Source organism: Nocardioides kribbensis (assembly GCF_015070375.1).
GTDB classification, from domain to species: Bacteria; Actinomycetota; Actinomycetes; order Propionibacteriales; family Nocardioidaceae; genus Nocardioides; species Nocardioides kribbensis.
In genome coordinates this window covers 119,393-142,769 of record NZ_JADCLL010000010.1, presented here as the reverse complement: position 1 = coordinate 142,769, position 23,377 = coordinate 119,393, and the positions used below count along the sequence as shown (strand labels likewise).

General features: G+C 74.7%; 20 protein-coding genes. 9 read left to right on the top strand and 11 right to left on the bottom strand.

The features are described from left to right. Nucleotides 1-117: 117 nt before the first annotated feature. On the bottom strand, nucleotides 118-1,959 hold the full coding sequence (locus tag IR170_RS18760) for a flavin-containing monooxygenase (protein WP_193666416.1): 1,842 nt from the start codon (nucleotides 1,957-1,959) through the stop codon (nucleotides 118-120). Between the two features lie 253 nt (nucleotides 1,960-2,212). On the opposite strand from IR170_RS18760, the gene IR170_RS18755 reads away from it, so the two are divergent. From IR170_RS18755 to IR170_RS18745, 3 genes are all read left to right on the top strand, one after another. Further along, complete coding sequence (locus tag IR170_RS18755) at nucleotides 2,213-3,400, top strand: helix-turn-helix domain-containing protein (RefSeq protein ID WP_193666415.1); 1,188 nt, start codon at nucleotides 2,213-2,215, stop codon at nucleotides 3,398-3,400. A 199-nt stretch (nucleotides 3,401-3,599) separates the two neighbouring features. Next, the gene (locus IR170_RS18750; RefSeq protein WP_056863099.1) at nucleotides 3,600-3,812 is read left to right on the top strand and encodes a TOBE domain-containing protein; all 213 of its coding nucleotides are present in this window, start codon (nucleotides 3,600-3,602) and stop codon (nucleotides 3,810-3,812) included. A 162-nt stretch (nucleotides 3,813-3,974) separates the two neighbouring features. Beyond that, the gene (locus IR170_RS18745) at nucleotides 3,975-4,589 is read left to right on the top strand and encodes a BAR domain-containing protein (RefSeq protein ID WP_193666414.1); all 615 of its coding nucleotides are present in this window, start codon (nucleotides 3,975-3,977) and stop codon (nucleotides 4,587-4,589) included. A 148-nt stretch (nucleotides 4,590-4,737) separates the two neighbouring features. Here the strand turns inward: IR170_RS18745 and IR170_RS18740 are convergent, their stop codons facing one another. Together IR170_RS18740 and IR170_RS18735 are read right to left on the bottom strand one after the other, a co-directional pair. Then, nucleotides 4,738-5,829: a TerC family protein gene (locus tag IR170_RS18740; RefSeq protein WP_228941247.1), complete on the bottom strand. Its 1,092-nt coding sequence runs from the start codon at nucleotides 5,827-5,829 to the stop codon at nucleotides 4,738-4,740. A gap of 129 nt (nucleotides 5,830-5,958) precedes the next feature. Next, nucleotides 5,959-6,561: a TetR/AcrR family transcriptional regulator gene (locus tag IR170_RS18735; RefSeq protein ID WP_082500067.1), complete on the bottom strand. Its 603-nt coding sequence runs from the start codon at nucleotides 6,559-6,561 to the stop codon at nucleotides 5,959-5,961. A gap of 133 nt (nucleotides 6,562-6,694) precedes the next feature. Here IR170_RS18735 and IR170_RS18730 point away from each other — a divergent pair, with 133 nt between their 5' ends. After that, nucleotides 6,695-7,864 (top strand): acyl-CoA dehydrogenase family protein, encoded by a 1,170-nt coding sequence (locus IR170_RS18730; RefSeq protein ID WP_193666413.1) that lies wholly within the window; start codon nucleotides 6,695-6,697, stop codon nucleotides 7,862-7,864. Nucleotides 7,865-8,337: 473 nt separating this feature from the next. Here the strand turns inward: IR170_RS18730 and IR170_RS18725 are convergent, their stop codons facing one another. Next, complete coding sequence (locus IR170_RS18725) at nucleotides 8,338-10,293, bottom strand: acetoacetate--CoA ligase (RefSeq protein ID WP_193666412.1); 1,956 nt, start codon at nucleotides 10,291-10,293, stop codon at nucleotides 8,338-8,340. A 46-nt stretch (nucleotides 10,294-10,339) separates the two neighbouring features. Here IR170_RS18725 and ilvA point away from each other — a divergent pair, with 46 nt between their 5' ends. Next, nucleotides 10,340-11,704, top strand: a complete 1,365-nt coding sequence (gene ilvA, locus IR170_RS18720; RefSeq protein WP_193666411.1) for a threonine ammonia-lyase IlvA — start codon at nucleotides 10,340-10,342, stop codon at nucleotides 11,702-11,704. Nucleotides 11,705-12,120: 416 nt separating this feature from the next. After that, nucleotides 12,121-13,320, top strand: a complete 1,200-nt coding sequence (locus tag IR170_RS18715; protein ID WP_319805169.1) for a 4-hydroxybenzoate 3-monooxygenase — start codon at nucleotides 12,121-12,123, stop codon at nucleotides 13,318-13,320. A gap of 52 nt (nucleotides 13,321-13,372) precedes the next feature. Here IR170_RS18715 and IR170_RS18710 read toward each other — a convergent pair whose 3' ends face one another. Beyond that, entirely contained in the window at nucleotides 13,373-13,600 is a 228-nt protein-coding gene (locus tag IR170_RS18710) for a hypothetical protein (protein ID WP_193666475.1), read from the bottom strand. Nucleotides 13,601-13,709: 109 nt separating this feature from the next. Between IR170_RS18710 and IR170_RS18705 the strand changes: the two genes are divergently transcribed. Next, complete coding sequence (locus tag IR170_RS18705) at nucleotides 13,710-14,057, top strand: hypothetical protein (protein WP_193666410.1); 348 nt, start codon at nucleotides 13,710-13,712, stop codon at nucleotides 14,055-14,057. A gap of 54 nt (nucleotides 14,058-14,111) precedes the next feature. Here IR170_RS18705 and IR170_RS18700 read toward each other — a convergent pair whose 3' ends face one another. The 6 genes from IR170_RS18700 to IR170_RS18675 form a co-directional block, all read right to left on the bottom strand. Continuing rightward, nucleotides 14,112-18,023, bottom strand: a complete 3,912-nt coding sequence (locus IR170_RS18700) for a SpoIIE family protein phosphatase (protein ID WP_193666409.1) — start codon at nucleotides 18,021-18,023, stop codon at nucleotides 14,112-14,114. Between the two features lie 68 nt (nucleotides 18,024-18,091). Next, the gene (locus IR170_RS18695; protein ID WP_193666408.1) at nucleotides 18,092-18,550 is read right to left on the bottom strand and encodes an STAS domain-containing protein; all 459 of its coding nucleotides are present in this window, start codon (nucleotides 18,548-18,550) and stop codon (nucleotides 18,092-18,094) included. A gap of 94 nt (nucleotides 18,551-18,644) precedes the next feature. Beyond that, complete coding sequence (locus IR170_RS18690; RefSeq protein WP_193666407.1) at nucleotides 18,645-19,322, bottom strand: 3-oxoacid CoA-transferase subunit B; 678 nt, start codon at nucleotides 19,320-19,322, stop codon at nucleotides 18,645-18,647. Next, nucleotides 19,319-20,029: a 3-oxoacid CoA-transferase subunit A gene (locus IR170_RS18685; protein ID WP_193666406.1), complete on the bottom strand. Its 711-nt coding sequence runs from the start codon at nucleotides 20,027-20,029 to the stop codon at nucleotides 19,319-19,321. Before IR170_RS18685 ends, IR170_RS18690 begins: the two co-directional genes overlap by 4 nt. After that, on the bottom strand, nucleotides 20,026-21,276 hold the full coding sequence (locus IR170_RS18680; protein ID WP_193666405.1) for a thiolase family protein: 1,251 nt from the start codon (nucleotides 21,274-21,276) through the stop codon (nucleotides 20,026-20,028). The genes IR170_RS18685 and IR170_RS18680 overlap by 4 nt, the downstream gene beginning before the upstream one ends. 71 nt (nucleotides 21,277-21,347) lie before the next feature. After that, nucleotides 21,348-21,869, bottom strand: coding sequence for a MarR family winged helix-turn-helix transcriptional regulator (locus IR170_RS18675; protein ID WP_193666404.1), 522 nt, complete (start codon nucleotides 21,867-21,869; stop codon nucleotides 21,348-21,350). A 91-nt stretch (nucleotides 21,870-21,960) separates the two neighbouring features. Here IR170_RS18675 and IR170_RS18670 point away from each other — a divergent pair, with 91 nt between their 5' ends. Together IR170_RS18670 and IR170_RS18665 are read left to right on the top strand one after the other, a co-directional pair. Further along, the gene (locus IR170_RS18670; RefSeq protein ID WP_193666403.1) at nucleotides 21,961-22,752 is read left to right on the top strand and encodes a pirin family protein; all 792 of its coding nucleotides are present in this window, start codon (nucleotides 21,961-21,963) and stop codon (nucleotides 22,750-22,752) included. Nucleotides 22,753-22,845: 93 nt separating this feature from the next. After that, nucleotides 22,846-23,349, top strand: coding sequence for a VOC family protein (locus IR170_RS18665; RefSeq protein ID WP_056903146.1), 504 nt, complete (start codon nucleotides 22,846-22,848; stop codon nucleotides 23,347-23,349). The last annotated feature ends 28 nt before the right edge of the window (nucleotides 23,350-23,377 follow it).

Genomic DNA, 23,377 nt, shown 5'->3' with positions numbered 1-23,377 from the left:
GCACCCGGCACGACCGAGCGCCGCCACCCCGAGGGGGTGGCGGCGCTCGCGGCGTACCCGGCCCTGACGCGCGGGCGGCGGCTCGGGAGCCGGCGTCCGGCTGGTCGGCCCAGCGCCTCAGCTCAGGTGGTGCACCTCCTGCAGGGCGTAGACCGGGGTGTCGAGGCCCTCGTGGCGGGCCTTGAGCTGCAGGGCGAGGTAGAGCGAGTAGTGGCGCGACTGGTGCAGGTTGCCGCCGTGGAACCACAGCCCGGGCTGCTGGGTGGGCTTCCACATGTTGCGCTGCTCGCCCTCCCAGGGGCCGGGGTCCTTGGTGGTGTCGGAGCCCAGGCCCCACACCTTGCCGACCCGGTCGGCGACCTCCTGGCTGATGAGGTCGGCGGCCCAGCCGTTCATCGACCCGTAGCCCGTGGCGTAGACGACGAGGTCGGCGGGCAGCTCGGTGCCGTCCTCGAGCACCACGGAGTCCTCGGTGAGGTGGTCGACCTGGCCGTGGGCAAGCTTGACCTCACCGTCGGCGACCAGCTCGGCGGCGCCGACGTCGATGTAGTAGCCCGAGCCGCGGCGCAGGTACTTCATGAACAGCCCCGACCCGTCGTCGCCCCAGTCGTGACGGAAGCCCGCGCGCTCGAGGCGCTCGTAGAAGTCCTTGTCGTCCTCGGCCATCGCCTGGTAGGCGGGGATCTGGAACTCGTGCATGATCCGGTAGGGCAGCGAGGCGAAGATCAGGTCGGCCTTCTCGGTCGTCACCCCCGCCTCCAGGGCGCGCTCGGAGTAGAGGTCGCCCAGCCCGTGCTCCATCAGCGAGCCGCTCTTGACGATGTGGGTCGAGCTGCGCTGCACCATCGTCACGTCGGCGCCGTGCTCCCACAGCGCGCCGCAGATGTCGAAGGCGCTGTTGTTGCTGCCGACCACCACGACCTTCTTGCCGGCGTAGGCGTCGGGGCCGGGGTGGGCCGAGGAGTGGTGCTGGTCGCCGCGGAAGACGTCCTGGCCCGGGAAGGACGGCAGGTTGGGCTTGCCCGACATGCCGGTGGCGAGCACGAGCTGCTTCGGTCGCAGCGTCAGCGGCGTGCCCTCGCGCTCGATCTCGACGGTCCACTCCTGGGTCTCCTCCGACCAGCTGGCCGAGGTGGCCACGGTCGAGGACCAGTAGGGCACCTCCATGACCTTGGTGTAGGACTCCAGCCAGTCGGCGATCTTGTCCTTGGGCGCGAAGACCGGCCAGTTGTCGGGGAACTTGAGGTACGGCAGGTGGTCGTACCAGACCGGGTCGTGCAGGCACAGCGACTTGTAGCGACTGCGCCACTGGTCGCCGGGGCGGGGGTGCTTGTCGATGACCAGGCTCGGCACCCCGAGCTGGCGCAGCCGGGCGCCGAGCGCGATGCCGCCCTGCCCGCCGCCGACCACCAGCACCGCGGGCTGCTCGGTGGAGCCGAGGCTCTCGGCCTCCTGCTGGCGTCGCTCGGCCCAGGTGGTGCGGTCCTTGCGGGCGCCGTGCTCCGCCCCCGACGGACGGCGCGGTCCGCGCGGCTCCTCGTGGCCCTTGAGCTCGTGCAGCGTGGTGAGCAGCGTCCAGGCGCGCCACTCGCCCTCCTCCTCGACCAGGCGCAGCAGGCCGCGCCCGCGGCCCACCGCGGTCTCGAACTCGATCCAGGCCGTCACCACGCCGTCGGCGAGGTCGGCGGGCTCGGCGGTGGTGAAGCCGGTGGGGTCGGTGCGCTCGAGGTTGTGCTCGAGGAGGTCGGCGACCCCCGACCGGTCCTCGACGGTGACGAGGTTCCAGGTGAAGGAGACCAGGTCGCGCCAGAAGCTGGTGGTGGCGAAGCAGTCGGTGGCCGCACGCACGTCGCGGGCGCGCAGGGCCGACTCGAAGCGCTCCAGCCACTGCGTGGCGATGCGCTGGCCCTCACCCCCGGCCGGCTCGGTCGAGGTGGGCGGCTCGATGGTCTGGGTCATGCTGCCTCCGGTGGTGCGCGGACGGATCGGGACCACGGGCCCGGACGTGTGACGCGGGGCCTGTGACCCACAGCACACCGCTTGCGACGGCGCAGCGGAAGGGTTGCAGCGCGTTGCACCTCCCCCGGCGGAGAGTGCGCGGCCCGGCGGGGAGGTCCACCGGCCCGTCCACAGGGGCCGCCCGGCCTGTGGCGCGCGTCACGCCCGCGACCTACGATCGCGGTGACGGGGCGGACCGGGTGGGAGGTGGAGCGTGGTGCACGCGCAGGCGTCGGGGGCCGACCTGGCCGAGCAGGCCCGCGCGCTGACCCGCATCCACGACGCCGTGCTGGGCGGGTCGCGCCCGCCGCAGCGACCCCGCGCCCTGGTGGCCCGCTCGTGGTCGCGGGTGATGCGCCTGGGGCTCGACCCCGACGGCGACAACGCCCGCGACCCGCTGCCGACGGCCGACCTGGAGCTGCGTCGACGTACGTCGCGCCTGGCGCTGGTGGTCGACGAGGTCCGGCGGGTGCTCACCAGCGTCGCCGACGCCTCGCAGTTCCTCGTGGTCGTCTGCGACGCCGACGGGGTCATCCTGTGGCGCGAGGGCGCCGCCCGCGTGCAGCTGCACGCCGACGGGCTCGGCTTCTCCGAGGGCGCCACCTGGACCGAGGAGGTCGTCGGCACCAACGCGATCGGCACGGCGCTGGCCGAGGCCGCGCCGGTGCAGCTGTTCTCGGCCGAGCACTTCGAGCACAAGCAGCACGCGTGGTACTGCACGGCCTCGCCCGTGCACGACCCCCGCACCGGCGAGCTGCTCGGCGTGGTCGACGTGTCCGGGCCCGCGCTGACCCTCCACCCCGCGCTCGGCTCCCTGGTCGACAGCGCGGTGCGCCTGGCCGAGGCCGAGCTGTGGCGCCACCACCAGCAGGGGCTCGAGCACCTGCGCCGCGCCGTCGAGCCGGTGGTGGGCGGTCTCACCGGGCCGCTGCTGGTGGTCGACGACCACGGCTGGGTGGCCCACCACGCCGGCATCGCCGCCCGCGACCGGATCGAGGTGCCGGTGGCCCACCGCGCCCTGGCCGTGCCGGGCCTGGGCTCGTGCGTGCCCGAGCGGCTGGCGGGCGGCTGGCTCGTGCGGCCGCGCGGCGGCACCGCCCCGGTGACGGCCCGGCTCGTCGACGACGCCGCCGGGCGGCCGGCGCTCGAGGTCGACGCCGGCAGCGGCGCCTGGCGCTCCCCGCTCACCCGGCGCCACGCCGAGATCCTGGTGCTGCTCGCCCGCCACCCCCACGGCCTCACCGCCGCCGCCCTGAGCACCGCGCTCTACGGCGACGCCGAGCACCTCGTCACCGTGCGGGCCGAGGTCTCCCGCCTGCGCCGCAGCGTCGGCGCCCTGGTCTCCACCCAGCCCTACCGGCTGGCCGACGACGTCGTCCTCCTCGTGGGTGACCCCGCCTGAGGCCCCGGATCGTCCCGGCGGACGGGTCGTCGCGCCGGTCGGGACGTCGACGCGGCGGCGCAGGGACCCGCAGCTCGGGGTCGGCGCCGCCGTCCCGCGCCGCAGACGCGGACGCCGGCCGGAGCGACTTGGGGCCGACGCCGCACCGACCTACCGTCAGCGTGACCGCTCGCACACCCACCCCCCTCGGAGGAACCCCGTGAAGCTCTCCACCCGCAACCAGCTGCCCGGCACCGTCGTCTCGGTCGTGACCGGCGAGGCCATGGCCGTCGTCAAGGTCAAGCTCGACGGCGGCGACCAGGTGATCACCTCCTCGATCACCAAGGACGCCGTGGCCGACCTCGGTCTCACCGAGGGCGCCACCGTCACCGTGCTCGTGAAGTCGACCGAGGTCGCGCTCGCCGTGGAGTGACCGTGCGGGCCGGGTCGGTCGGAGCGGCGCCCGTGGCGGTGCCGCCCGGTCCGATCCGGCCGATCGCCCACGCGGCGGCGGCGGCGGGCCTACCCTGCGAGGAACCCCAGTCCACCGCCGCAGGCGTCCGACGTCGCGCGGCGACCCCCAGGAAGCCGCGCCATGACACCAGAGCCCGCACGGACCCCCCGCCCCACCTCGGACGCACCCGTCACCCCCGTCGCCTCCGTCGCCCTGAGGCGCCGCACCGGTCGGCCGGCGGCCGTCTGGGCGCTGCTCGGTGTCCTGCTCCTCAGCGGGGCGGTCGTCGGCGGTGTCAGCGCGATCGCGGTGGCCGACACCGGGTCGAGCCCGCGCGCCGCCGCGACCGCGACCAGCACGCCGACGTCGTCGAGCACGTGCCCCGAGGAGGCCGAGGCCGTCAACCGGGCCCAGACCGAGTACGACACCGCGCAGGTCCGCTACGAGCGCGCCCAGGAGCGCGTCGTGCGCGCGAAGGCACGGCTGAAGGCGGCCGACACGGCCAAGGAGAAGAAGGCCGCGCGCGCCAACCTGGAGCAGGCGAGGAAGAACCGCGAGCAGTCGGAGGTGCAGGTCGGGCAGAAGGAGAAGGCCCTGGAGCAGCGGCAGAAGGAGCTGCGCCGCTGCGAGGAGCAGAACCCGCCCTCCCCCACCGCGTCGCCGACGACCTCGCCCACGGCCACCCCGACCGACGACCCCGGTCTCTGCCTGCCCGAGCTGGGCCTGCCGCTGCCCCCGATCTGCCTGCCGCTCTGACCCGGGCGCGATCCCGTCGCGACCCCGTCGCGACCCCCGCCGCCCGCCGGGCGCACCCGTACGACGCACGAGGCCCCGCCGACCACAGCGGTCGACGGGGCCTCGTGCTGTGCGGTGGGCCGGTCCGGGGTGCCTGACCGGCGCCGGCTCAGCGGCGGCTGAGCGTGTCGGGGTCGTCGAGGTCGCCGGCGAACTCGTCGACCGGGCCGGTCGCGGCGGCGTCGGCCGTGGCGCTCTCCCCGGCGGCCTTCTCGGCCTTGGAGGAGGCGATGAGGCTCGTGACGGTGGTGAAGACCAGGATGCCGACGATGACGCCGAGCGAGGCCAGGGTCGGGATCTCGGGCACCGAGCTCCACTCCATGTGGGCCCAGTGCAGGACCAGCTTGACGCCGATGAAGCCCAGGATCGCGGCGAGGCCGTAGGAGAGGTGCACGAGCTTGGCCAGGGCGCCCTCGAGCACGAAGTACAGCGCGCGCAGGCCGAGCAGGGCGAAGGCGTTGGTGGCGAAGACGAGGTAGGGGTCGCCGGTGATGCCGTAGACGGCCGGCACGGAGTCGATGGCGAAGACCACGTCGGTGGCGAAGACCGCCACGACGACCAGGGCGAAGGGGGTCAGGGCCCGCTTGCCGGCCTGCTTGACGGTGAGCTTGGGGCCGACGTACTCGTCGGTGACGGGCATGAGCCGCTTGGTGAGCTTGACGATCTTCATGTCGGCGACGTCGGTGGTGTGCTCGTTGCCCGACAGCGCGTCCTTGAGCAGCTTGGCGCCGGTGAGCAGCAGCACGAGACCGAAGACGAGGAAGACCCAGTCGAAGGCCGACAGCGCGGCGGCGCCGAGGGCGATGAAGATGCCGCGCAGGACCAGCGCGCCCACGATGCCGTAGAGCAGCACGCGCTGCTGGAGCGCCTTGGGCACCGCGAAGGCGGCGAGCAGCAGCATGAAGACGAAGAGGTTGTCGACGCTCAGCGCCTTCTCCACGAGGTAGCCGGTGTAGTACTCCACACCGCGCTCACTGCCGTGCTGCGACCAGACGTAGCCACCGAAGGCCAGCGGCAGGGCGACGTAGAAGATCGACCACAGGGTGGCCTCGCGCATCGTGACCTCGTGGGGCTTGCGCGTGGCGATGAAGTCGAGCACGAGCAGGCCGACGACGGCGGCGATGGTGACCGCCCAGAGCGTCGGGGTGCCGATCGTGTCGATGGCCAGCACCGAGGGTGCGGCGGGAAGGGTGATGGACACAGGTCTCCTCAAGCAGATGGCTTGAGGTCTCCCCCGCCCGGACCGCTCCGGGCGTCCAACCGGGACGTCCGCGGGGACGTCGTACTGACCGGATGGGCCTTGGGTGGGGTACTCCCCTCGGGAGGAATGTTAGCCAGGCAGCGCGCGCCGCTCCAAACCGTGCACCACCAGGTCGGCCAGGCGGCGGTACGCCGAGGCGTCGTCGAGCCCCGTGGCCTCGCCGATCGCGCCGGACTGGATCGCGGTCATCACCTGCGCGGTGGCGGCGCCGACGAAGGTGGCGTCGACCGGTCGCAGCGCCCCCGCGGCGACCCCGTCGGCGACGAGCTCCTGCACGCGGCGGGCGGCGTGGCGGGTGTTGTCGCGGTAGACCTCGCCAGCGGGCGCGTAGGCCTCGAGGTCGGCGTGGAAGCGCGCCGAGGCCGGCTCGAGCTCCTCGGCGACCGCGGCGAGGTAGACCGGGATCCGCTCCCCGGGGTCGGGCTCGGCGTCGACCCGGGTGGCGATGCGCTCGGCGGCGCGCTGGAAGTAGCGCCGCACGGCGGCCTGGATCAGCTGCTCCTTGCTGCTGGCCACGTCGTAGAGCGTGGAGCGCGAGCAGCGCAGCCGGGCGGCGAGGTCGCCGACGCCCAGGGCGAGGAAGCCCTCGGCGAGGTAGAGGTCGACCAGGCCGTCGAGCAGCTCGTCGCGGCGCACGCGGGCCCGGTCGGGCTGCACACGGGTCGGGGTCACCTGCCGAGGGTAGCGCCGGGAGGCGGCCGCTCCGGCTGGCGATCAGTACTCAGCGGCGTACTCTGGTACTCACCCGCGTCCCCGCCCGACGCAGCGGTCGTCCCACCGCCCGACCCCACCCCTGGAGGCCCCCATGCCCGCACGCCGCGTCCTCGCCACCGAGGAGTCCGTCGACCTGCTCCGCCTCGTGCGACAGATCGCCGCCGACGAGCTCGCCCCCCGCGCTGCGGAGGCCGAGGCCGACGAGGCCTTCCCCCGTGACGTCTTCCGGCTGCTCGGCCGCTCGGGGCTGCTGGGCCTGCCCTACCCCGAGGAGCAGGGCGGCGCCGGGCTGTCCTACGAGGTCTACCTGCAGGTGCTCGAGGAGATCGGCGCGGTCTGGTCGAGCGTCGGCGTGGGCGTCTCGGTGCACGCGCTGTCGTGCTTCGGCCTGGCGCAGTTCGGCACCGACGCCCAGCGCGAGCAGTGGCTGCCCGACATGCTCGGTGGCGACCTGCTCGGGGCCTACTGCCTCTCCGAGGCCCACGCCGGCTCCGACCCCGCCGCCATGCGCACCACTGCTCGGCGCGACGGCGACGAGTACGTCCTCGACGGGGCCAAGGCCTGGACCACCCACGGCGGGCAGGCCGACTTCTACAAGGTGATGGCCCGCACCAGCGACGAGGGCGCCCGCGGCATCTCCTGCTTCCTGGTGCCCGCCGACGCCGAGGGGCTCTCGGCCGACGCTCCCGAGCGGAAGATGGGCCTCACCGGCTCGGCCACCGCCACCATGCGCTTCGACGGCGTGCGCGTGCCCGTCGAGCGGCGCCTCGGCGACGAGGGCGCGGGCCTGCGCATCGCCCTCGCCGGCCTCGACTCCGGACGCCTCGGCATCGCCGCCGTCGCCGTGGGCCTGGCCCAGGGGGCGCTCGACAAGGCCGTCGCCTACGCCCAGGAGCGCGAGACCTTCGGCAAGCGGATCATCGACCACCAGGGCCTGGCCTTCGTGCTCGCCGACATGGAGGCCGCGGTGCAGTCGGCGCGCGCCACCACCCTGCACGCGGCGCGGCTGCGCGACGCCGGCCTGCCCTTCGGCCGCGAGGCCTCGATCGCCAAGATGGTCGCCACCGACCAGGCCATGAAGGTCACCACCGACGCCGTCCAGGTGCTCGGCGGCTACGGCTACACCCGCGACTTCCCCGTCGAGCGCTACATGCGCGAGGCGAAGGTCATGCAGATCTTCGAGGGCACCAACCAGATCCAGCGCATGGTCATCGGCCGCTCGCTCGACAAGGACCCCGGCGGCGAGATCACCCTGGCCTGAGCGCGCCGTCCGGGTCCGCAGCGGTACGGCGGTCGGTGTGCGGCGGGCGGCCGCCTGCGCAATTGCGCCGTTGCAGCAGCCGACCGACCCACCCACCCGTTGAGACCGCGCAAACCCCGACCCCCGGTCGACGACTGCCCGCGCAATTGCGCCGTTCCAGCAGCCCGCCGACCCACCCACCCGCTCGAACCGCGCAAACTCCGACCCAGGCGGGCGGCCGCCCGCGCAATTGCGCCGTTGCAGCAGCCGACCGGCCCACCCACCCGTCGAGAGCGCGCAAACCCCAACCCCCGGTCGATGACTGCCCGCGCAATTGCGCCGTTCCAGCAGCCGACCGACCCACCCACCCGTCGAGACCGCGCAAACCCCAACCCCCGGTCGATGACTGCCCGCGCAATTGCGCCGTTCCAGCAGCCCGCCGGCCCACCCCACCCGCTCGGACCACCCAGACCCCGGCCGGCGATCGGGGCCCGTCAGCGGCGCAGGGCGACGAACTGCTCCAGGGCGGTGGGGTCGTCGACGGACTTCGCGTTGGCGGCCTCCTCGGGAGGCCGCCCCGAGAGGATCCGCTTGACCGGCACCTCCATGCGCTTGCCGGTGAGGGTGTGGGGCAGCCGGTCGACCACCACCACGTCGTCGGGCACGTGGCGCGGGGAGAGGTCGGTGCGGATCGCGGCGCGCAGCCGGGCGACCACGTCGTCGTCGACGACCGCCCCGGGCGCGGCGACCACGAAGAGCGGCATCCAGTAGCCGCCGCCGGGCTCCTCCAGGCCGATGACCAGGGAGTCGGCGACCTCGCCGAAGGCGTCGACGATCTCGTAGATCTCCGCGGAGCCCATGCGCACGCCGTAGCGGTTCATGGTGGCGTCGGAGCGGCCGTGCACGACCAGGCTGCCGCGCTCGGTGACGGTCACGAAGTCGCCGTGGCGCCACACGCCGGGCCAGGTCGAGAAGTAGGCGTCGGCGTAGCGCGAGCCGTCGGGGTCGTCCCAGAAGAGGACCGGCATCGAGGGGATCGGCGCGGTGACCACCATCTCGCCGACGTCGCCCACGACGGGTCGGCCCTCGGTGTCCCACGACTCCAGCGCCACGCCGAGCAGGGGGGCCTGGATCTCGCCGGGCACGGCCGGCAGCGTCGCCACGCCGCCGGCGAAGGCCGAGCAGACGTCGGTGCCGCCCGTGGCCGAGGCCAGCCACACCGCGGGCAGCCGCTCGTTGACCCAGGCGGCCGTCGACTCCGGCAGCGGCGACCCGGTCGACCCCACGCCGACCAGCGACGCGAGGTCGAGACCGGCGAGGTCGAGGTCCTGCTTGTGGCTGCCGGCGAGGTAGGCCGCGCTCGTGCCGAGGTAGGTGAGCCGCTCGGCCTCGGCGAGGCGCCACGTCGCGTCGGGCGCGGGCCAGGTGGGGCTGCCGTCGTAGAGCACGATCGTGGCGCCGAGCAGCAGCCCCGCGACCTGGGCGTTCCACATCATCCAGCTGGTGGTGGTGAACCAGTGGAAGCGGCTGCCGGGGCGCAGGTCGAGGTGGAGCGCGGCCCACTTGAGGTGCTCCAGCACGATGCCGCCGTGGCCGTGGACGATGCCCTTGGGACGCCCGGTCGTGCCGGAGGAGTACAGCACCCACAGCGGGTGGTCGAAGGGCACCGGGAGTGGCGCGGGCTCCACCGGCGTCGCCACCACCTCGTCGTACGACGCACCGCGCGCACCGCCCGCGGCCGGGTCGAGGTGGCCCACCAGCAGCCGGGCGCGCAGACTCGGCAGGGCGGCCGCCAGCTGGTCGGCCTCGGCGGTGCGGTCGTGGCGGCGACCGCCGAAGTGGTAGCCGTCGGCGGTGACGAGCACGACCGGGTCGAGCTGGGCCAGGCGGTCGGCGGCGCCGGCCGGGGAGTACTCCATCGAGCAGGCCGACCAGGTCGCGCCCAGGCTGGCGGTGGCCAGGAAGCAGACGACGGCGGCGGGGAGGTTGGGCAGGTAGCCCGCGACGCGGTCGCCGGGCCCGACGCCCTGCTCGCGCAGCCAGCCCGCGACGGCGCCGACCTGGCCGCGCAGGTCCTCCCAGGTGAGCTCGGCGCGAGTGCCGTCCTCGACGACGAGCACGACCGCGACGCCGTCGCCGCGGTGGCGCAGGACGACGTCGGCGTAGTTGAGGGTGCTGCCGGGGAACCACTGCGCGCCCGGCATGGCGCGCGAGCCGAGCACGGGCGCGCCCGGGGGCCGCTCGAGGGGCACGTCGAAGTAGTCGACCAGCGAGCCCCAGAACTCCTCGGGCCGCTCGACCGACCAGCGGTGCAGGTCGGCGTAGGGCTCGGTCTCCGCGCCCGCCGGCCGCAGCCCGCGGGCCACGAGCCAGGCCTGGTAGTCGCGCAGCACGCTGGCCTCGACCAGGTCTGCGGGGGGCGTCCAGGCGGGGTGGGGCTGCGTGGTCACGGGGTCCTCCCGAGGGGTCGGCGGCACGTGCCGACATCATGGACCCATGAGCCAGCCCCCTGTGACGCCGGGCACCTCCGGTGCCTCCGGCCCCGACGCCCCCGCCCCGGGCGAGCGCGGCGCCCCCGCGGTGACCCCGGCCGACGTCGACCGCGCGGCGGTGGGCCTGGCCTCGGTGGTCGACCCGACCCCGCTGCACCGCAGCGACCGGCTCTCGGCGCTCACCGGCCTCGACGTGTGGCTCAAGCGGGAGGACCTCCAGCCCGTGCGCTCCTACAAGCTGCGCGGCGCCTACACCCTCATCAGCCAGCTCGACGACGACGCCCGTGCGCGCGGCGTGACCTGCGCGAGCGCCGGCAACCACGCCCAGGGCGTGGCCTTCGCGTGCGCCCGCGCGGGCGTGCGCGCCCGGGTGCACCTGCCCCGCACCACGCCGCGGCAGAAGCGCGACCGGGTCGCCGCCCTGGGCGGCGACATGGTCGAGGTCGTCATCGGCGGCGACACCTACGACGACGCCGCGGCCACCAGCCGCCACTTCGCCGAGACCACCGGCGCCACCCCGGTGCCGGCCTTCGACGACCCCCGCACCATCGCCGGCCAGGGCACCGTGGCCACCGAGGTGCTCGCGCAGCTGGCCGCGGCGGGGCGTCCCGCCCCGGCCGCGGTGGTCGTCGCCGTCGGCGGGGGCGGGCTGGTCGCCGGGGTGCTCACCGTGCTCGCCGAGCGGGCCCCCGGCGTGCAGGTGGTCGGCGTCGAGCCGGCCGGTGCGGCCAGCATGGCTGCCGCCGTCGCCGCCGGCGAGCCCGTGGAGCTCGCCGACCTCGACGGCTTCGTCGACGGCGCCGCGGTGCGCCAGGTCGGGCGGCACACCTTCGACGTCGTGCAGCGCCACGCCCCGCACCTGCTCGCCGTGCCCGAGGGGCTGGCCTGCGTCGAGATGCTCGACCTCTACCAGTCCGACGGGATCATCGCCGAGCCCGCCGGGGCGCTGGCCACCGCCGCGCTGCGCCTGGGCGCCGACCCGCTGCTGGCCGACCCCGTGCTGGCCGGCCTCGCCCCCGGCTCGACCGTGGTCGCCGTGGTCTCCGGCGGCAACAACGACGTCAGCCGCTACGCCGAGATCGTGGAGCGCGCCCTCGTGCACGAGGGGCTCAAGCACTACTTCCTCGTGGAGTTCCCCCAGGAGCCCGGCGCCCTGCGCCGCTTCCTCGACGAGGTGCTCGGCCCCGACGACGACATCACGCTCTTCGAGTACGTCAAGCGCAGCAACCGCGAGACCGGCCCCGCGCTCGTCGGCGTCGAGCTCCAGGACGCCGCCGACCTGCCCGCCCTGCTCGCCCGCATGGACGCCTCGCCCCTGCGGGTCGAGGTCGTCGCCCCCGACAGCCCGCTGTTCCGCTTCGTGCAGTAGGCGGGCCCGGGCGCGGGTTTCGCCAATCGGCTGGTGACACCCGCACCTGTCGGCCCACGCGTCGGCCGACAGGTGCGGGCCCGGGCCGACCGGTGTGATGGGTGGGGCGGGTGGGGCGACCGCGGGTACGGCGGCGAGGGTGCGCCGCCCGCCGCGGCCCGGGCGGTGGCGGCTGGCCGCGTGGGTGCGGGTTTCGCCGGCCGGCTGGTGACACCCGCACTGGTCGGCCCACGCGTCGGCCGACAGGTGCGGGTCCGGGCCGACCGGTGTGACGAGTGGGGCGGGCGGGGCGACGGCGGGTCGACTGCGGGGACGGCGGCAAGGGTGCGACGCCCGCCGCGGCCCGGGCGGTGGCGGCTTCCGCCCACCGGAAGCCAGCGACGGGAGCCGGGCCGGGGGCGCCGTACGGTCGCGGTGTGAACGCCGTCACCCCCGAGACCACCCGCGTCGGCATCGTCGGCGGCGGACCCGCCGGCCTGATGCTGTCGCACCTGCTGGCGCTGGCCGGCATCGACTCCGTCGTGGTGGAGGTGCGTGAGCGCGCGGTCATCGAGCGCACCCACCGCGCGGGCATCCTCGAGCGCGACAGCGTGCGGATGCTCGTCGACGCGGGGCTCGACCGGGTGCTGCGCGACGGCCACGAGCACCGGGGCATCGACCTGCGCTTCGCGGGCGCCAGCCACCGCGTCGACTTCGCCGACCTGGTCGGTGCCTCGACGTGGCTCTACCCCCAGACCGACGTCTTCCTCGACCTCGCCGACGCCCGCGAGCGCGACGGCGGCGACGTGCGCTGGGGCGTCACCGACGTGGAGGTCAGCGGCGTCACGCACGACCCCGCCGACCGGCCGGTCGTCGCCTTCACCGACGCCGAGGGGCGGCGGCGCGAGGTGCGCTGCGAGGTGGTCGTCGGCAGCGACGGCTCGCGCGGCACCTGCCGCGACCTGGTGCCGGAGGCCTCGCGGCGACGCTCGTTCCGCGAGTACCCCTTCGCGTGGTTCGGCATCCTCGCGCAGGCGCCGCGCACCCTCGACGAGCTCGTCTACGCCCGCGGACCCGAGGGCTTCGTGCTGGTGAGCTCGCGCACCGACGAGGTGCAGCGGATGTACGTGCAGTGCGACCCCGCCGACCGCGTCGAGGACTGGTCCGACGACCGCATCTGGTCGACCCTGCAGGCGGGGGTCGCCGGCGACGACGGCCTCGCGCTGGCCGAGGGGCCCATCCTCGAGCGGACGGTGCTGCCCTTCCGCAGCTTCGTGCAGGAGCCGATGCGCTGGGGCGCCCTCGTGCTCGCCGGCGACGCCGCCCACACCGTGCCACCGACCGGGGCCAAGGGGCTCAACCTGGCACTGGCCGACGTCCGCGTGCTCGCCGAGGCCCTCGAGCGGACCCTCCTGGGCCACGACGCCGACGCCCTCGACGCCTACTCCGCCCGCGCCCTCGAGCGGGTCTGGCGCACCCAGCACTTCTCCTACTGGATGACCACCCTGCTGCACCGCCTGCCCGGCGCCAGCGCCTTCGACGAGCGCCGCCAGCTCGCCGAGCTCGAGACCCTCGCCTCCTCCCGCGCCGCCTCGACCCACCTCGCCGAGTGCTACACCGGCTGGCCGACGGGCTGACCCGCGACCGACCGGACGCCGACCGGACGCCGACCGGCGGTGACGCTCGGACTCAGTCGGGGGTCGAGGTGGCGTCGTGCCGGGTCTCCTCGGGGGCCTCGGTGCGCTCGTCGGAGTCGGCGAGGATCGCCGCGGCCTGCGCCTCGGGGTCGTCGCTGCCGGCCTCCTGCTCCTCGGGGAGCAGCTCGGCGCGGGTCTCGACCCGGTAGGGGTCGTGCCCGGCTCCGGGCGCGGTCGCGTCGTCGGGGCGGTCGGCCTGCTCGTCCTCGCCGTGGCTCATGCACCGAACCTAGCGCGGGCGCCCGGGTCGGGACGCGTGCTCACCGGGCGCGGCCGACGTACGACGGGGCGGGCCCGGGCTGTCGGCGGGGCCGGGCACGATGGGCGGCATGAGCGAGCCGATCGACGTCCCGAGCTCCGTGGTCCTGGTGGTGGGCAGCGAGCAGTTCACGCCCCCCACCACCTTCGAGGGGCTCTCGTGCGCGGCCTCCGACGACTGCGTCGCGGTGGTGGTGAGCAGCCCGCTGGTGGTCGACTTCGCCGGCGCCGCGCCGGGCGACGCCACGGTCGACCTCGGCACCTTCACCCTCGCCACCGAGGGGCAGCTCTCGGTGCGCGACGTCTACAACCGCGGCTTCGAGTCGGCCGGCGTCGAGCCCGGCGCGGTCAGGATCACCGTGTGGGGCGACCGCGCCGACGAGCCCGGGCGGATCGTGGTGCAGGTCCACCCCGACTGAGCGACCGACTGAGCGACCGGCCGAGCGACCGGCCGAGCGACCGGCCGAGCGCCCCTAGGGCTCCTCCGGGCCCGCCCAGCGCACCGAGCACCACACGGCCTTGCCGACCGGGGTGATCCGGGTGCCCCAGTCGTCGGAGACGGCCTCGACGATGTTGAGCCCGCGACCGTGCTCGTCGGCGTCGTCGGGGCGCCGGCGCCGCGGGCGGAGCACGGTGTGGTCGGAGACCTCGAGCAGCAGCTCGTGCTCCGTGCGCTGCAGCCGCAGGTCGATGGGCGGTCGGGCGTGGACCAGCGCGTTGGTGACCAGCTCGCTGGTGGCCAGGACGAGGTCGTCGACCCGCTCGGCGGGCACACCCCACGCCCGCAGCCGCTCGGCGACGGCGTGACGGGCCTGGGCCGGGGCGACGTCGCGGTGGGCGAAGCGCTGCTGGAGCACGTCGACGTACGGCGAGCCGACCACCCGCGCCACCACGACCGCGATGTCGTCGTCGGCGGCGTCGCCGGCGAAGCGCGCGGCCAGGCCGTCGGCGAGCTCGGTCGGGCCGCCCGGGGCAGCCCCGGCCGGCGCCGACCCGGCCTGCGGTCCACCGGCGGCCACCCGCTCGACCACCCGCTCGACCACGTGCTCGACCACGTGCTCGGCGAGGTGGCCGATGGTCGCGTCGAGGTCGCCGTCGCGGCGCTCGACCAGGCCGTCGGTGTAGAGCACGAGGGTGCTGCCGGCGTGGGCCTGCTCGACGCGGGTCTCGGCACCGAAGAAGCCGGCCCCGAGGGGCGGGCCGCTGGCCTCGAGCAGGAGCGAGGTCCCGTCGGGGTGGGCCAGCACGACCGGGAGGTGCCCGGCGTTGGCCCACGAGAGGGTCTGGTCGGAGGCGTCGAAGACGGAGTAGACGCAGGTGACGATCTGCTCACCGGCGAGGTCCTGCACGAGGCCGTCGAGCTGCTCGAGCACGTCGGCGGGGGCCAGGCCCATCCGGGCGAAGGCCCGCACCGCCGCGCGCAGCTGGCCCATGACCGCGGCCGCGCGCACCCCGCGGCCCATCACGTCGCCGACGACCAGGGCGGTGCGGCCGGCGCCGAGGTCGACGACGTCGTACCAGTCGCCGCCGACGTGGGTGCCCTCGGTGCCGGAGCGGTAGAAGGCGGCGAGGTCGAGGGCCTCGACGGCGAAGGTGTCGTCGGGCAGCAGGCTGCGCTGGAGCTCGTCGGCGATGAGGCGCTCGCGGGCGGCGGCCCGGGTCTCGGCCTCGGCGGCCACGAGGCGTCGCTGGGTGGCGCGCTGCTCGGTGATGTCCTGGAAGGAGCCTCGCAGCACGCGCGTGCTCTCGCCGGGCTCCTCGGCGCGTCCCCGCAGCAGGAAGAGCCGCTCGCCGCCGGAGGGGAGCACGATCCTGGTCTCGTACTCGATGAGGTGACCGGGCACGGCCCCGGCCAGCTCGGCGGTGACCCGCGCGAGGTCGTCGGGGTGCACGAGGGTGCCGATCACCGCGGCCGTGCCGAGCCGGTCGAAGTCCTCCTGGGTGTGCTCCATGAGCTCGAGGAAGGTGCGCGAGGCCATGATCGTGTCGCGCTCGAGGTCGATCTCCCAGCTGCCGATCCGCGCCAGGCCCTGTGCCTGGTCGAGCAGCTCCTCGCTGCGCAGCAGCGCGTCGCGCACCCGCTCGGCGCGGTCGAGCTCGAGGTTGACCCGCACCCGCGCGAGCAGCTCGCGCGCGGAGAAGGGCTTGACCAGGTAGTCGTCGGCACCGGCCTCGAGGCCCTCCAGCGTCGCCTCCTCGCCGCCGCGCGCCGAGAGCATCACCACCGGCACCGTGGCGAGCAGCGGCTCGGCCTGCATCGCGCGCAGCAGCCCGAAGCCGTCGAGGCGGGGCATCATCACGTCGGTCAGCACGAGGTCGGGCCGCTCGCGGGTCATCTGCTCGAGGGCGTCGACACCGTCGACGGCCACGCTCACGTCGTACGCCGCGCCGCGCAGCAGGTCGCCGACGTAGCCGCGCATGTCGGCGTTGTCGTCGACCACGAGCACCCGCGCGACGCCGTCCTGAGCCTCGACGCCGCCGGCCCCGGAGTCCCGGGCGTCCCGGGCGTCCCGGGAGTCGGCGTCGGAGGGCGTTCCGTCGCCCTGACCCGGGACGGCCGCGGCCGGTTCGGCCAGCCACCGCATGGTCTCGGCGACCTTGCCGCGGGCCTGGGTGCCGGCCACGGCGTGGTCGCCACCGGAGGGCTCGTGGGCGACCTGGTCGAGCGGGAGGTGGCCCGAGCCCGTCGGCAGGGTGACGGTGAAGGTGGTGCCGACGCCGACCTCCGAGGCCACCGCCACGCTGCCGCCGTGGAGTGCGGCCAGCTCGGCGACGAGCGCGAGCCCGACCCCCGACCCCTCGTGGGAGCGCGAGCGCGCGCCGCGCACCCGGTGGAAGCGGTCGAAGAGCCGCTCGAGCTCCTGGGCGGCGATGCCCTCGCCGGTGTCGGCGACCCGCAGCTCGACCCGGCCGTCGGCCTCGACCAGGGTCACGGTCACCGCACCGTCGAAGGTGAACTTGACGGCGTTGCTGAGCAGGTTGAGCACGATCGTGGCCCAGTGCTCGCGGTCCACGTAGGTCGGCGACGACACCTCGCCGCTCACGCGCAGCGCGAGGCCCGCCCGGGCCGTGGCGGACGCGAACATCCCCACCAGCTCGGTGGTCTCGCGCACCAGGTCGACGCGCTCGAAGCGTCCGGTGGTGTGCCCGGCCTCGAGCCGGGAGAAGTCGAGGAGGGTGTTGACCAGCTGCAGCATGCGCTGGCCGTTGCGGGCCACGACCTCGAGACGGTCGCGGTGCGGGGGCCCGAGCGGTGTCTCGGTGTCGGCCAGGGCGTCCTCGGCCGGGCCGAGCAGCAGGGTCAGCGGCGTGCGCAGCTCGTGGCTGACGTTGGTGAGGAAGTCGGTCTTGGCCTGGTCGAGGCGCGCGAGGCCCTCCGCGCGCTCCTTCTCGGCCTCGATCGTCCGTGCGTCGCTGATCGCGGAGGACAGGTGGGCGGCCACGAGCTCCACGAAGCCGGCGTAGCCCTCGTCGAGGGGGCGGTAGCGGTTGAGCCCGACGACCAGCAGGCCGTAGGGGTGGCCGCTCGCGCCCTGCGCGGTCACGGGCACCACCAGGGCGCGCAGCGGCGGCTCGGCCCAGGCGCCGGTGGGCAGGTCGGCCCAGGTGGGGTCGACCGCGGGGTCGAGGTCGACCACCGAGGTCTCCCCGCGCCAGGCCGCGGCGGCGGGCCAGGGGGAGGCGTCGTCGTCGACCAGCAGCGCCGGCGGCGCGGCGGCGTGGTCGGTGGAGATGCCGGCGGCGCCGGCGCGCACCGCGGTGCGGCCGTCGCCGTCGAAGAGGTAGACCGCCACGAAGGGCAGCGACGCGGCGCCCCTCTCGAGGTGGGCGCAGGCCTCGGCCACGGCGGCCGCCACGGTGCGGGCGGCGCCCGAGCGGACGCCCAGGTCGCGCAGGGTGGTCATCCGGCGCTCCGCGACCACCTGCTCGGTGACCTCGGCGACCACGCAGAGCATGCCGGCGATGACTCCGTCGTCGTCGGCCAGCGGGCTGTAGGAGAACGTGTGGTAGCTCTCCTCGACGTAGCCGCTGCGCTGCAGGAAGAGTTGAAGGGCCTCGTCCCAGGTGGCCTCGCCCTCGGTCATCACGTGGTCGATGCGTGGCTCGATGTCGGCCCAGATCTCCGACCACACCTGCGCGGCGGGGCGCCCCAGCGCCCAGGGGTACTTCTCCCCGAGGGTGTCGCGGCGGTAGGCGTCGTTGCAGAAGAAGGTGAGGTCGGCGCCCCAGGCCATCCACATCGAGAAGCGCGAGGTGAGCAGGATCCTCACCGCGTTGCGCAGGCTGAGCGGCCAGGCGTCGGGCTCTCCCACCGACGTGGTCGCCCAGTCGACGTCGAGCAGGTCGCGGCCGACCTGTCCCCCGGCAGCGAGCACGTCACGCATCGACCAAGCCGGCGGCAGGGCCGCCGCAGCCACTCGGGCGGGCGGCGTCGCCCCGGACCCCTCTGGGGTCACCCCCGCGGCTCCGGCTCCGCGACCCTCTCGGGCGCGACCGGCTCGCGTGCGTCCTCGCGGGCGGAGGCCAGGGCCTCCTCGAGGGTCGCATGCACGGTGAAGACCCGGTCGAGCGCGGTCAGCCGCAGCACCCGCAGGATCGCGTCGTTGACCACGACGAGCACGAGCGTGCCCCGGAAGACCCGGGCCCGCTTCTGGGCGCTGACCAGCGCACCGAGGCCCGAGGAGTCCATGAAGGTGACGCCGCTGAGGTCCACCACGAGGCGCGGGCTGCCCTCGACGAGGAGGTCGGTGAGTCGGGTGCGCAGGGAGCCGACGGTGCGGACGTCGACCTCGCCGACCACGGCGAGCACGGTGGCCGGCGGGTGGCTGGACTCGCTGAGACCGAGGGTGCCGTCGACGGGCGTGGAGGCGGTCGCAGACGCGCGCTGGGGCACGTCCCCGGAGATGGGCATTGGCCGATGGTCCCAGACCGCGCCGCCGATCGGACCCCCTCCCGGCGAAGTCCACCCTTTCGGGTGCCCGACGCGAGGGCCTGGTCCGGGCCGGTCAGGCCCGGACCAGCGGTACGTCGAGCCGCGCGGCCAGCTCGTCGTACGTCGTGCCCCAGGTCTCGAGCACCTCGACCCCGCGCCCGTCGGGGCCGGTGCCGACGCGGAAGGTCGCGAGGTCGGTGTAGACCCGGTCGACGCAGCCGGCACCGGTGAGGGGGTAGGTGCAGGCCTCGACCAGCTTGGGCGAGCCGTCCTTCGCGAAGAGGCTCATCATCACCAGCACCTGCTTGGCGCCGATCGCGAGGTCCATGGCCCCGCCGACCGCGGGGATGGCGTCGGGCGCCCCGGTGTGCCAGTTGGCCAGGTCGCCGCCGGCGGCCACCTGGAAGGCGCCGAGGACGCACACGTCGAGGTGGCCGCCGCGCATCATGGCGAAGGAGTCGGCGTGGTGGAAGTAGGAGGCGCCGGGCAGCTCGGTGACGGGGACCTTGCCGGCGTTGGTGAGATCGGGGTCGATCGGGTCGTCGGGTCCGCCGGTGGCGGCCGGGCCCATGTGGAGCATGCCGTTCTCGGTGTGGAGCACCACGCCGGAGCCCTCCGGCAGGTGGTCGGCGACCAGGGTGGGCTGGCCGATGCCGAGGTTGACGTAGGAGCCGGACGGGATGTCGCGGGCCACGACGGCCGCCATCTCCGCCCTGCCCAGCGGGCCGCGGTCGGTGCGCTCGAGGGTCATGCCTGCTCCTGCTGCTGGAGGTCGCCGGCCGCGGGGCCCGACCCGGGGGCGGCGACGACGCGGTCGACGTAGATGCCGGGGGTGACGACGTGCTCGGGGTCGAGCCCGCCGACGGGCACCACGCGGGAGACCTGGGCGATGGTGGTGCGGGCCGCGGCGGCCATGACCGGGCCGAAGTTGCGCGCGGTCTTGCGGTAGACCAGGTTGCCCATCGCGTCGGCCACGTGGGCGCCGATCAGCGCGTAGTCGCCCCTGATCGGGTGCTCGAGCACGTAGGTGCGGCCCTCGATCTCGCGGGTCTCCTTGCCCTCGGCCAGGGGCGTGCCGACGGCGGTGGGGCAGAAGAAGGCCCCGATGCCGGCGCCGGCGGCCCGCATCCGCTCGGCCAAGGTGCCCTGGGGCACGACCTCGAGCTCGATGCGCCCGGAGCGGTAGAGCCCGTCGAAGACCCACGAGTCGGACTGGCGGGGGAAGGAGCAGACCATCCTGCGCACCCGTCCGGCGGCCAGCAGCGCGGCCAGGCCGGTGTCGCCGTTGCCCGCGTTGTTGGACACCACGACCAGGTCGGAGGCGCCCTGCCGGATGAGGGCGTCGACGAGGTCGACGGGCATGCCGGCCATGCCGAAGCCGCCGATGAGCACCGTCGACCCGTCCTCGACCCCGGCGACGGCCTCGTCGTGGGTCTCGTGGAAGGTCGTCGCGCTCACGCCCGGCCCGTCCCGGCGTGCTCGTTCTCCAGCACCACGGCCAGGCCCTGCCCGACGCCGATGCAGATCGCCGCGACGCCCCAGCGCTCGCCGCTGGCGCGCAGGCGGTGCGCGAGCGTGCCGAGGATGCGCGCACCGCTGGCGCCGAGGGGATGGCCGATCGCGATCGCGCCGCCCCAGGCGTTGACCACCTCGGCGTCGCGCAGGCCGCGCGCGAGCCAGGCGTCGACGCAGGCGATCGACTGCACGGCGAAGGCCTCGTTGAGCTCCACGGCCCCGACGTCGGCCCAGGCGACGCCCGCGCGGTCGAGGGCCTTCTGCGCGGCCTCGACCGGGGCGTAGCCGAAGCGCTGCGGCTCGAGCGCGTGGACCCCGCGGCCCGCGACCCGCGCGAGGGGCTCGGCGCCGAGCAGCTCGGCGGCCGACGCCGAGCCGAGCACGAGGGCCGAGGCGCCGTCGTTGAGCGGCGAGGCGTTGCCGGCGGTGATCGTGCCGCCCGCCTCGGCGCTGCGGAAGGACGGTGTGAGGCCCGCCAGCGACTCCGCGGTCGAGCCCGGTCGGATGCCCTCGTCGCGGGCCAGGTCGACGCCGGGCACCGCCACGACGAGGTCGTCGTAGCGCCCCGCGGCCCACGCCTCGTCGGCCAGCACGTGCGAGCGGGCGGCCCAGGCGTCCTGACGGGCCCGGTCGATGCCGAGCTCCTCGGCGAGCATCTCGTTGCTCTCCCCGAGCGAGACGGTCCACTCGGCGGGCATTCGCTCGTTGACCAGGCGCCAGCCCAGGGTGGTCGAGACGGCGGTGACGTTGCCGGCGGGGAAGGCGCGCGAGGGCTTGGGCAGCACCCAGGGCGCCCGGGTCATCGACTCCACGCCGCCGACGACCACGACGTCGGCGTCGCCGGTCTCCACGGTGCGCGAGCCCTGCATCGCGGCGTCGAGGCTGGAGCCGCAGAGGCGGTTGACGGTGGTGGCCGGCACGGAGACGGGCAGGCCCGCGAGCAGGACGGCCATCCGCCCGACGTTGCGGTTGTCCTCACCGGCGCCGTTGGCGTTGCCCCACAGCACGTCGTCGATGTGCGCGGGGTCGAGGTCGGGCAGCCGGTCGAGCACGCCGCGCAGCGCGGTCGCGGCCAGGTCGTCGGGGCGCACCTGGGCCAGCGCGCCACCGAAGCGACCGAACGGCGTGCGGGCCGCGGCGTAGAGGTGGGAGGTGGCGACCCCGGAGGCCGGGGCGGGCGAGGACGGCATGGCGGACTCCTGTTCCGAGCGCGACGTCCGGTTTGTTCGCATGCCGAACATTCATTCGCTCTGCGAACAGACTACCCCTCCACGGCGTCCAAGCGCGAGAGGATCCGGGTCATGACCGCGCCGAAGGCAGCGACCTCGTCCTCGCTCAGGGCGTCGAAGACGAGCGAGCGCACCGTGCGCACGTGGTCGGGAGCGGCGCGCTCGATGGCGGCGCGACCGGCCTCGGTGACCGCGATGAACGCGCCGCGCGCATCGTCGACGCAGTCCTCGCGCTCGACCAGCCCGCGGCGCCCCATCCGGCCGACGTGGTGCGAGAGCCTGCTGCGCTCCCACTGCAGCGAGGTGGCCAGCGCCGAGACGCGCATGCGACCCTCGTCGCTCTCGGTCAGCCGCACCAGCACGTCGAAGTCGGGCAGGGAGAGGTCGCTGCTCCGCTGGAGGTCGCGGTGCAGCGCGGCGGGCAGGCGGCCCGACACCTGGATCCACTGGCGCCAGACCGCCTGCTCGCGGTCGTCGAGCCACGGAGCGTCGGCATCGGCGGCGTCGGCGGCATCAACGGCGGCGGCGTCGGCGCCGGCGGCAGAGGGGGTCATGGGGACACCCTACGGAATAGTTGACATATCACCTAGGTTCTCCTCTGGTAGTTGACGTATCATCTACCCATCGTCCCCGGAAGGACCCCTCATGAGCGACCGCAGCACCCCCCGCAGCAGCGCCGTCCGGCTCGACGCGGGCCTCGACGTCCGGCGCTCCTCCGACCGCTTCGCGAGCAGCTTCGGCTGGCTCGACTCCAAGCACTCGTTCTCCTTCGGCCACCACCACGACCCGGCCAACACCCACCACGGGCTGCTGCTGGTCAACAACGACGACGTGGTCGACGCGGGCACGGGCTTCGACACCCACCCGCACCGCGACATGGAGATCGTCACCTGGGTGATGCAGGGCTCGCTGGTCCACCAGGACTCGACCGGTCACTCCGGCATCATCTACCCCGGCCTGGCCCAGCGCATGAGCGCCGGGCGGGGCATCCTGCACTCGGAGAAGAACGACTCCTGGCGTCTCGAGGGGCAGGCCCACACCGACCCGGTGCACTTCGTGCAGATGTGGGTCGTGCCGGACGAGTCGGGCGTCGTGCCCGGCTACGAGCAGCTCGAGATCGACGCCGAGCTGATGAGCGGCAGCCTGGTGCCGGTCGCCTCCGGGATGAAGCAGCACGACGGCGCCTCGGCCATCCGCATCCGCAACCGCTACGCCGCCCTGCACGCCGCCCGGCTCCAGCCCGGCCAGAGCGTCGAGCTGCCCGACGCGCCCTTCCTGCACCTCTTCGTGCCGCGCGGCGAGGTGGTGCTCGAGGGCGCCGGCCCGCTCGCGACCGGCGACGCCGTGCGCTTCACCGCCACGGGCGGCCAGAGGGTGACCGCCACCGAGGCGGCCGAGATCCTGGTGTGGGAGATGCACGCCACGATCGCGGCCTGACCCCGTCCGGGCCGTTCCCGCCCTCCCCGCACCTCCCCCGCACCACCACCAGCACCGCACCGCACCGCACCGCACCGAGAGAAGGAGCCCCCCGTGAGCGAGCAGGACCGCGACCTCGTCGCCATCGAGGCCGAGCGCACCCGGATCCGCGACACCCACCTGCGTCCGGCCGCCGAGCGACCCGCCTCCACCGCACGGGGTCTGCACCACACGGCCCTGATCAGCAGCGACGTCGAGCGCACCGTCCGCTTCTACCAGGACGTCCTCGGCTTCCCGCTGACCGAGCTGATCGAGAACCGCGACTACGCCGGCTCCTCGCACTTCTTCTTCGACATCGGCAACTCCAACCTGCTGGCGTTCTTCGACTTCCCCGGTCTCGACGTCGGCCCCTACGCCGAGGTGCTCGGCGGCCTGCACCACCTGGCCATCTCGGTGGAGCCCGAGCGGTGGGAGGCGCTCCGGGCCCGGCTCACCGAGGCCGGCGTGGAGCACGAGGTCCACTCCGGGGTCTCGATCTACTTCCGCGACCCCGACGGCGCGCGCATCGAGCTCATCGCCGACCCGCTCGGCGAGATGTACGGCGAGCACGTCCTCTGACCCACCGGCGCCCGGCCGGCCACGAGCC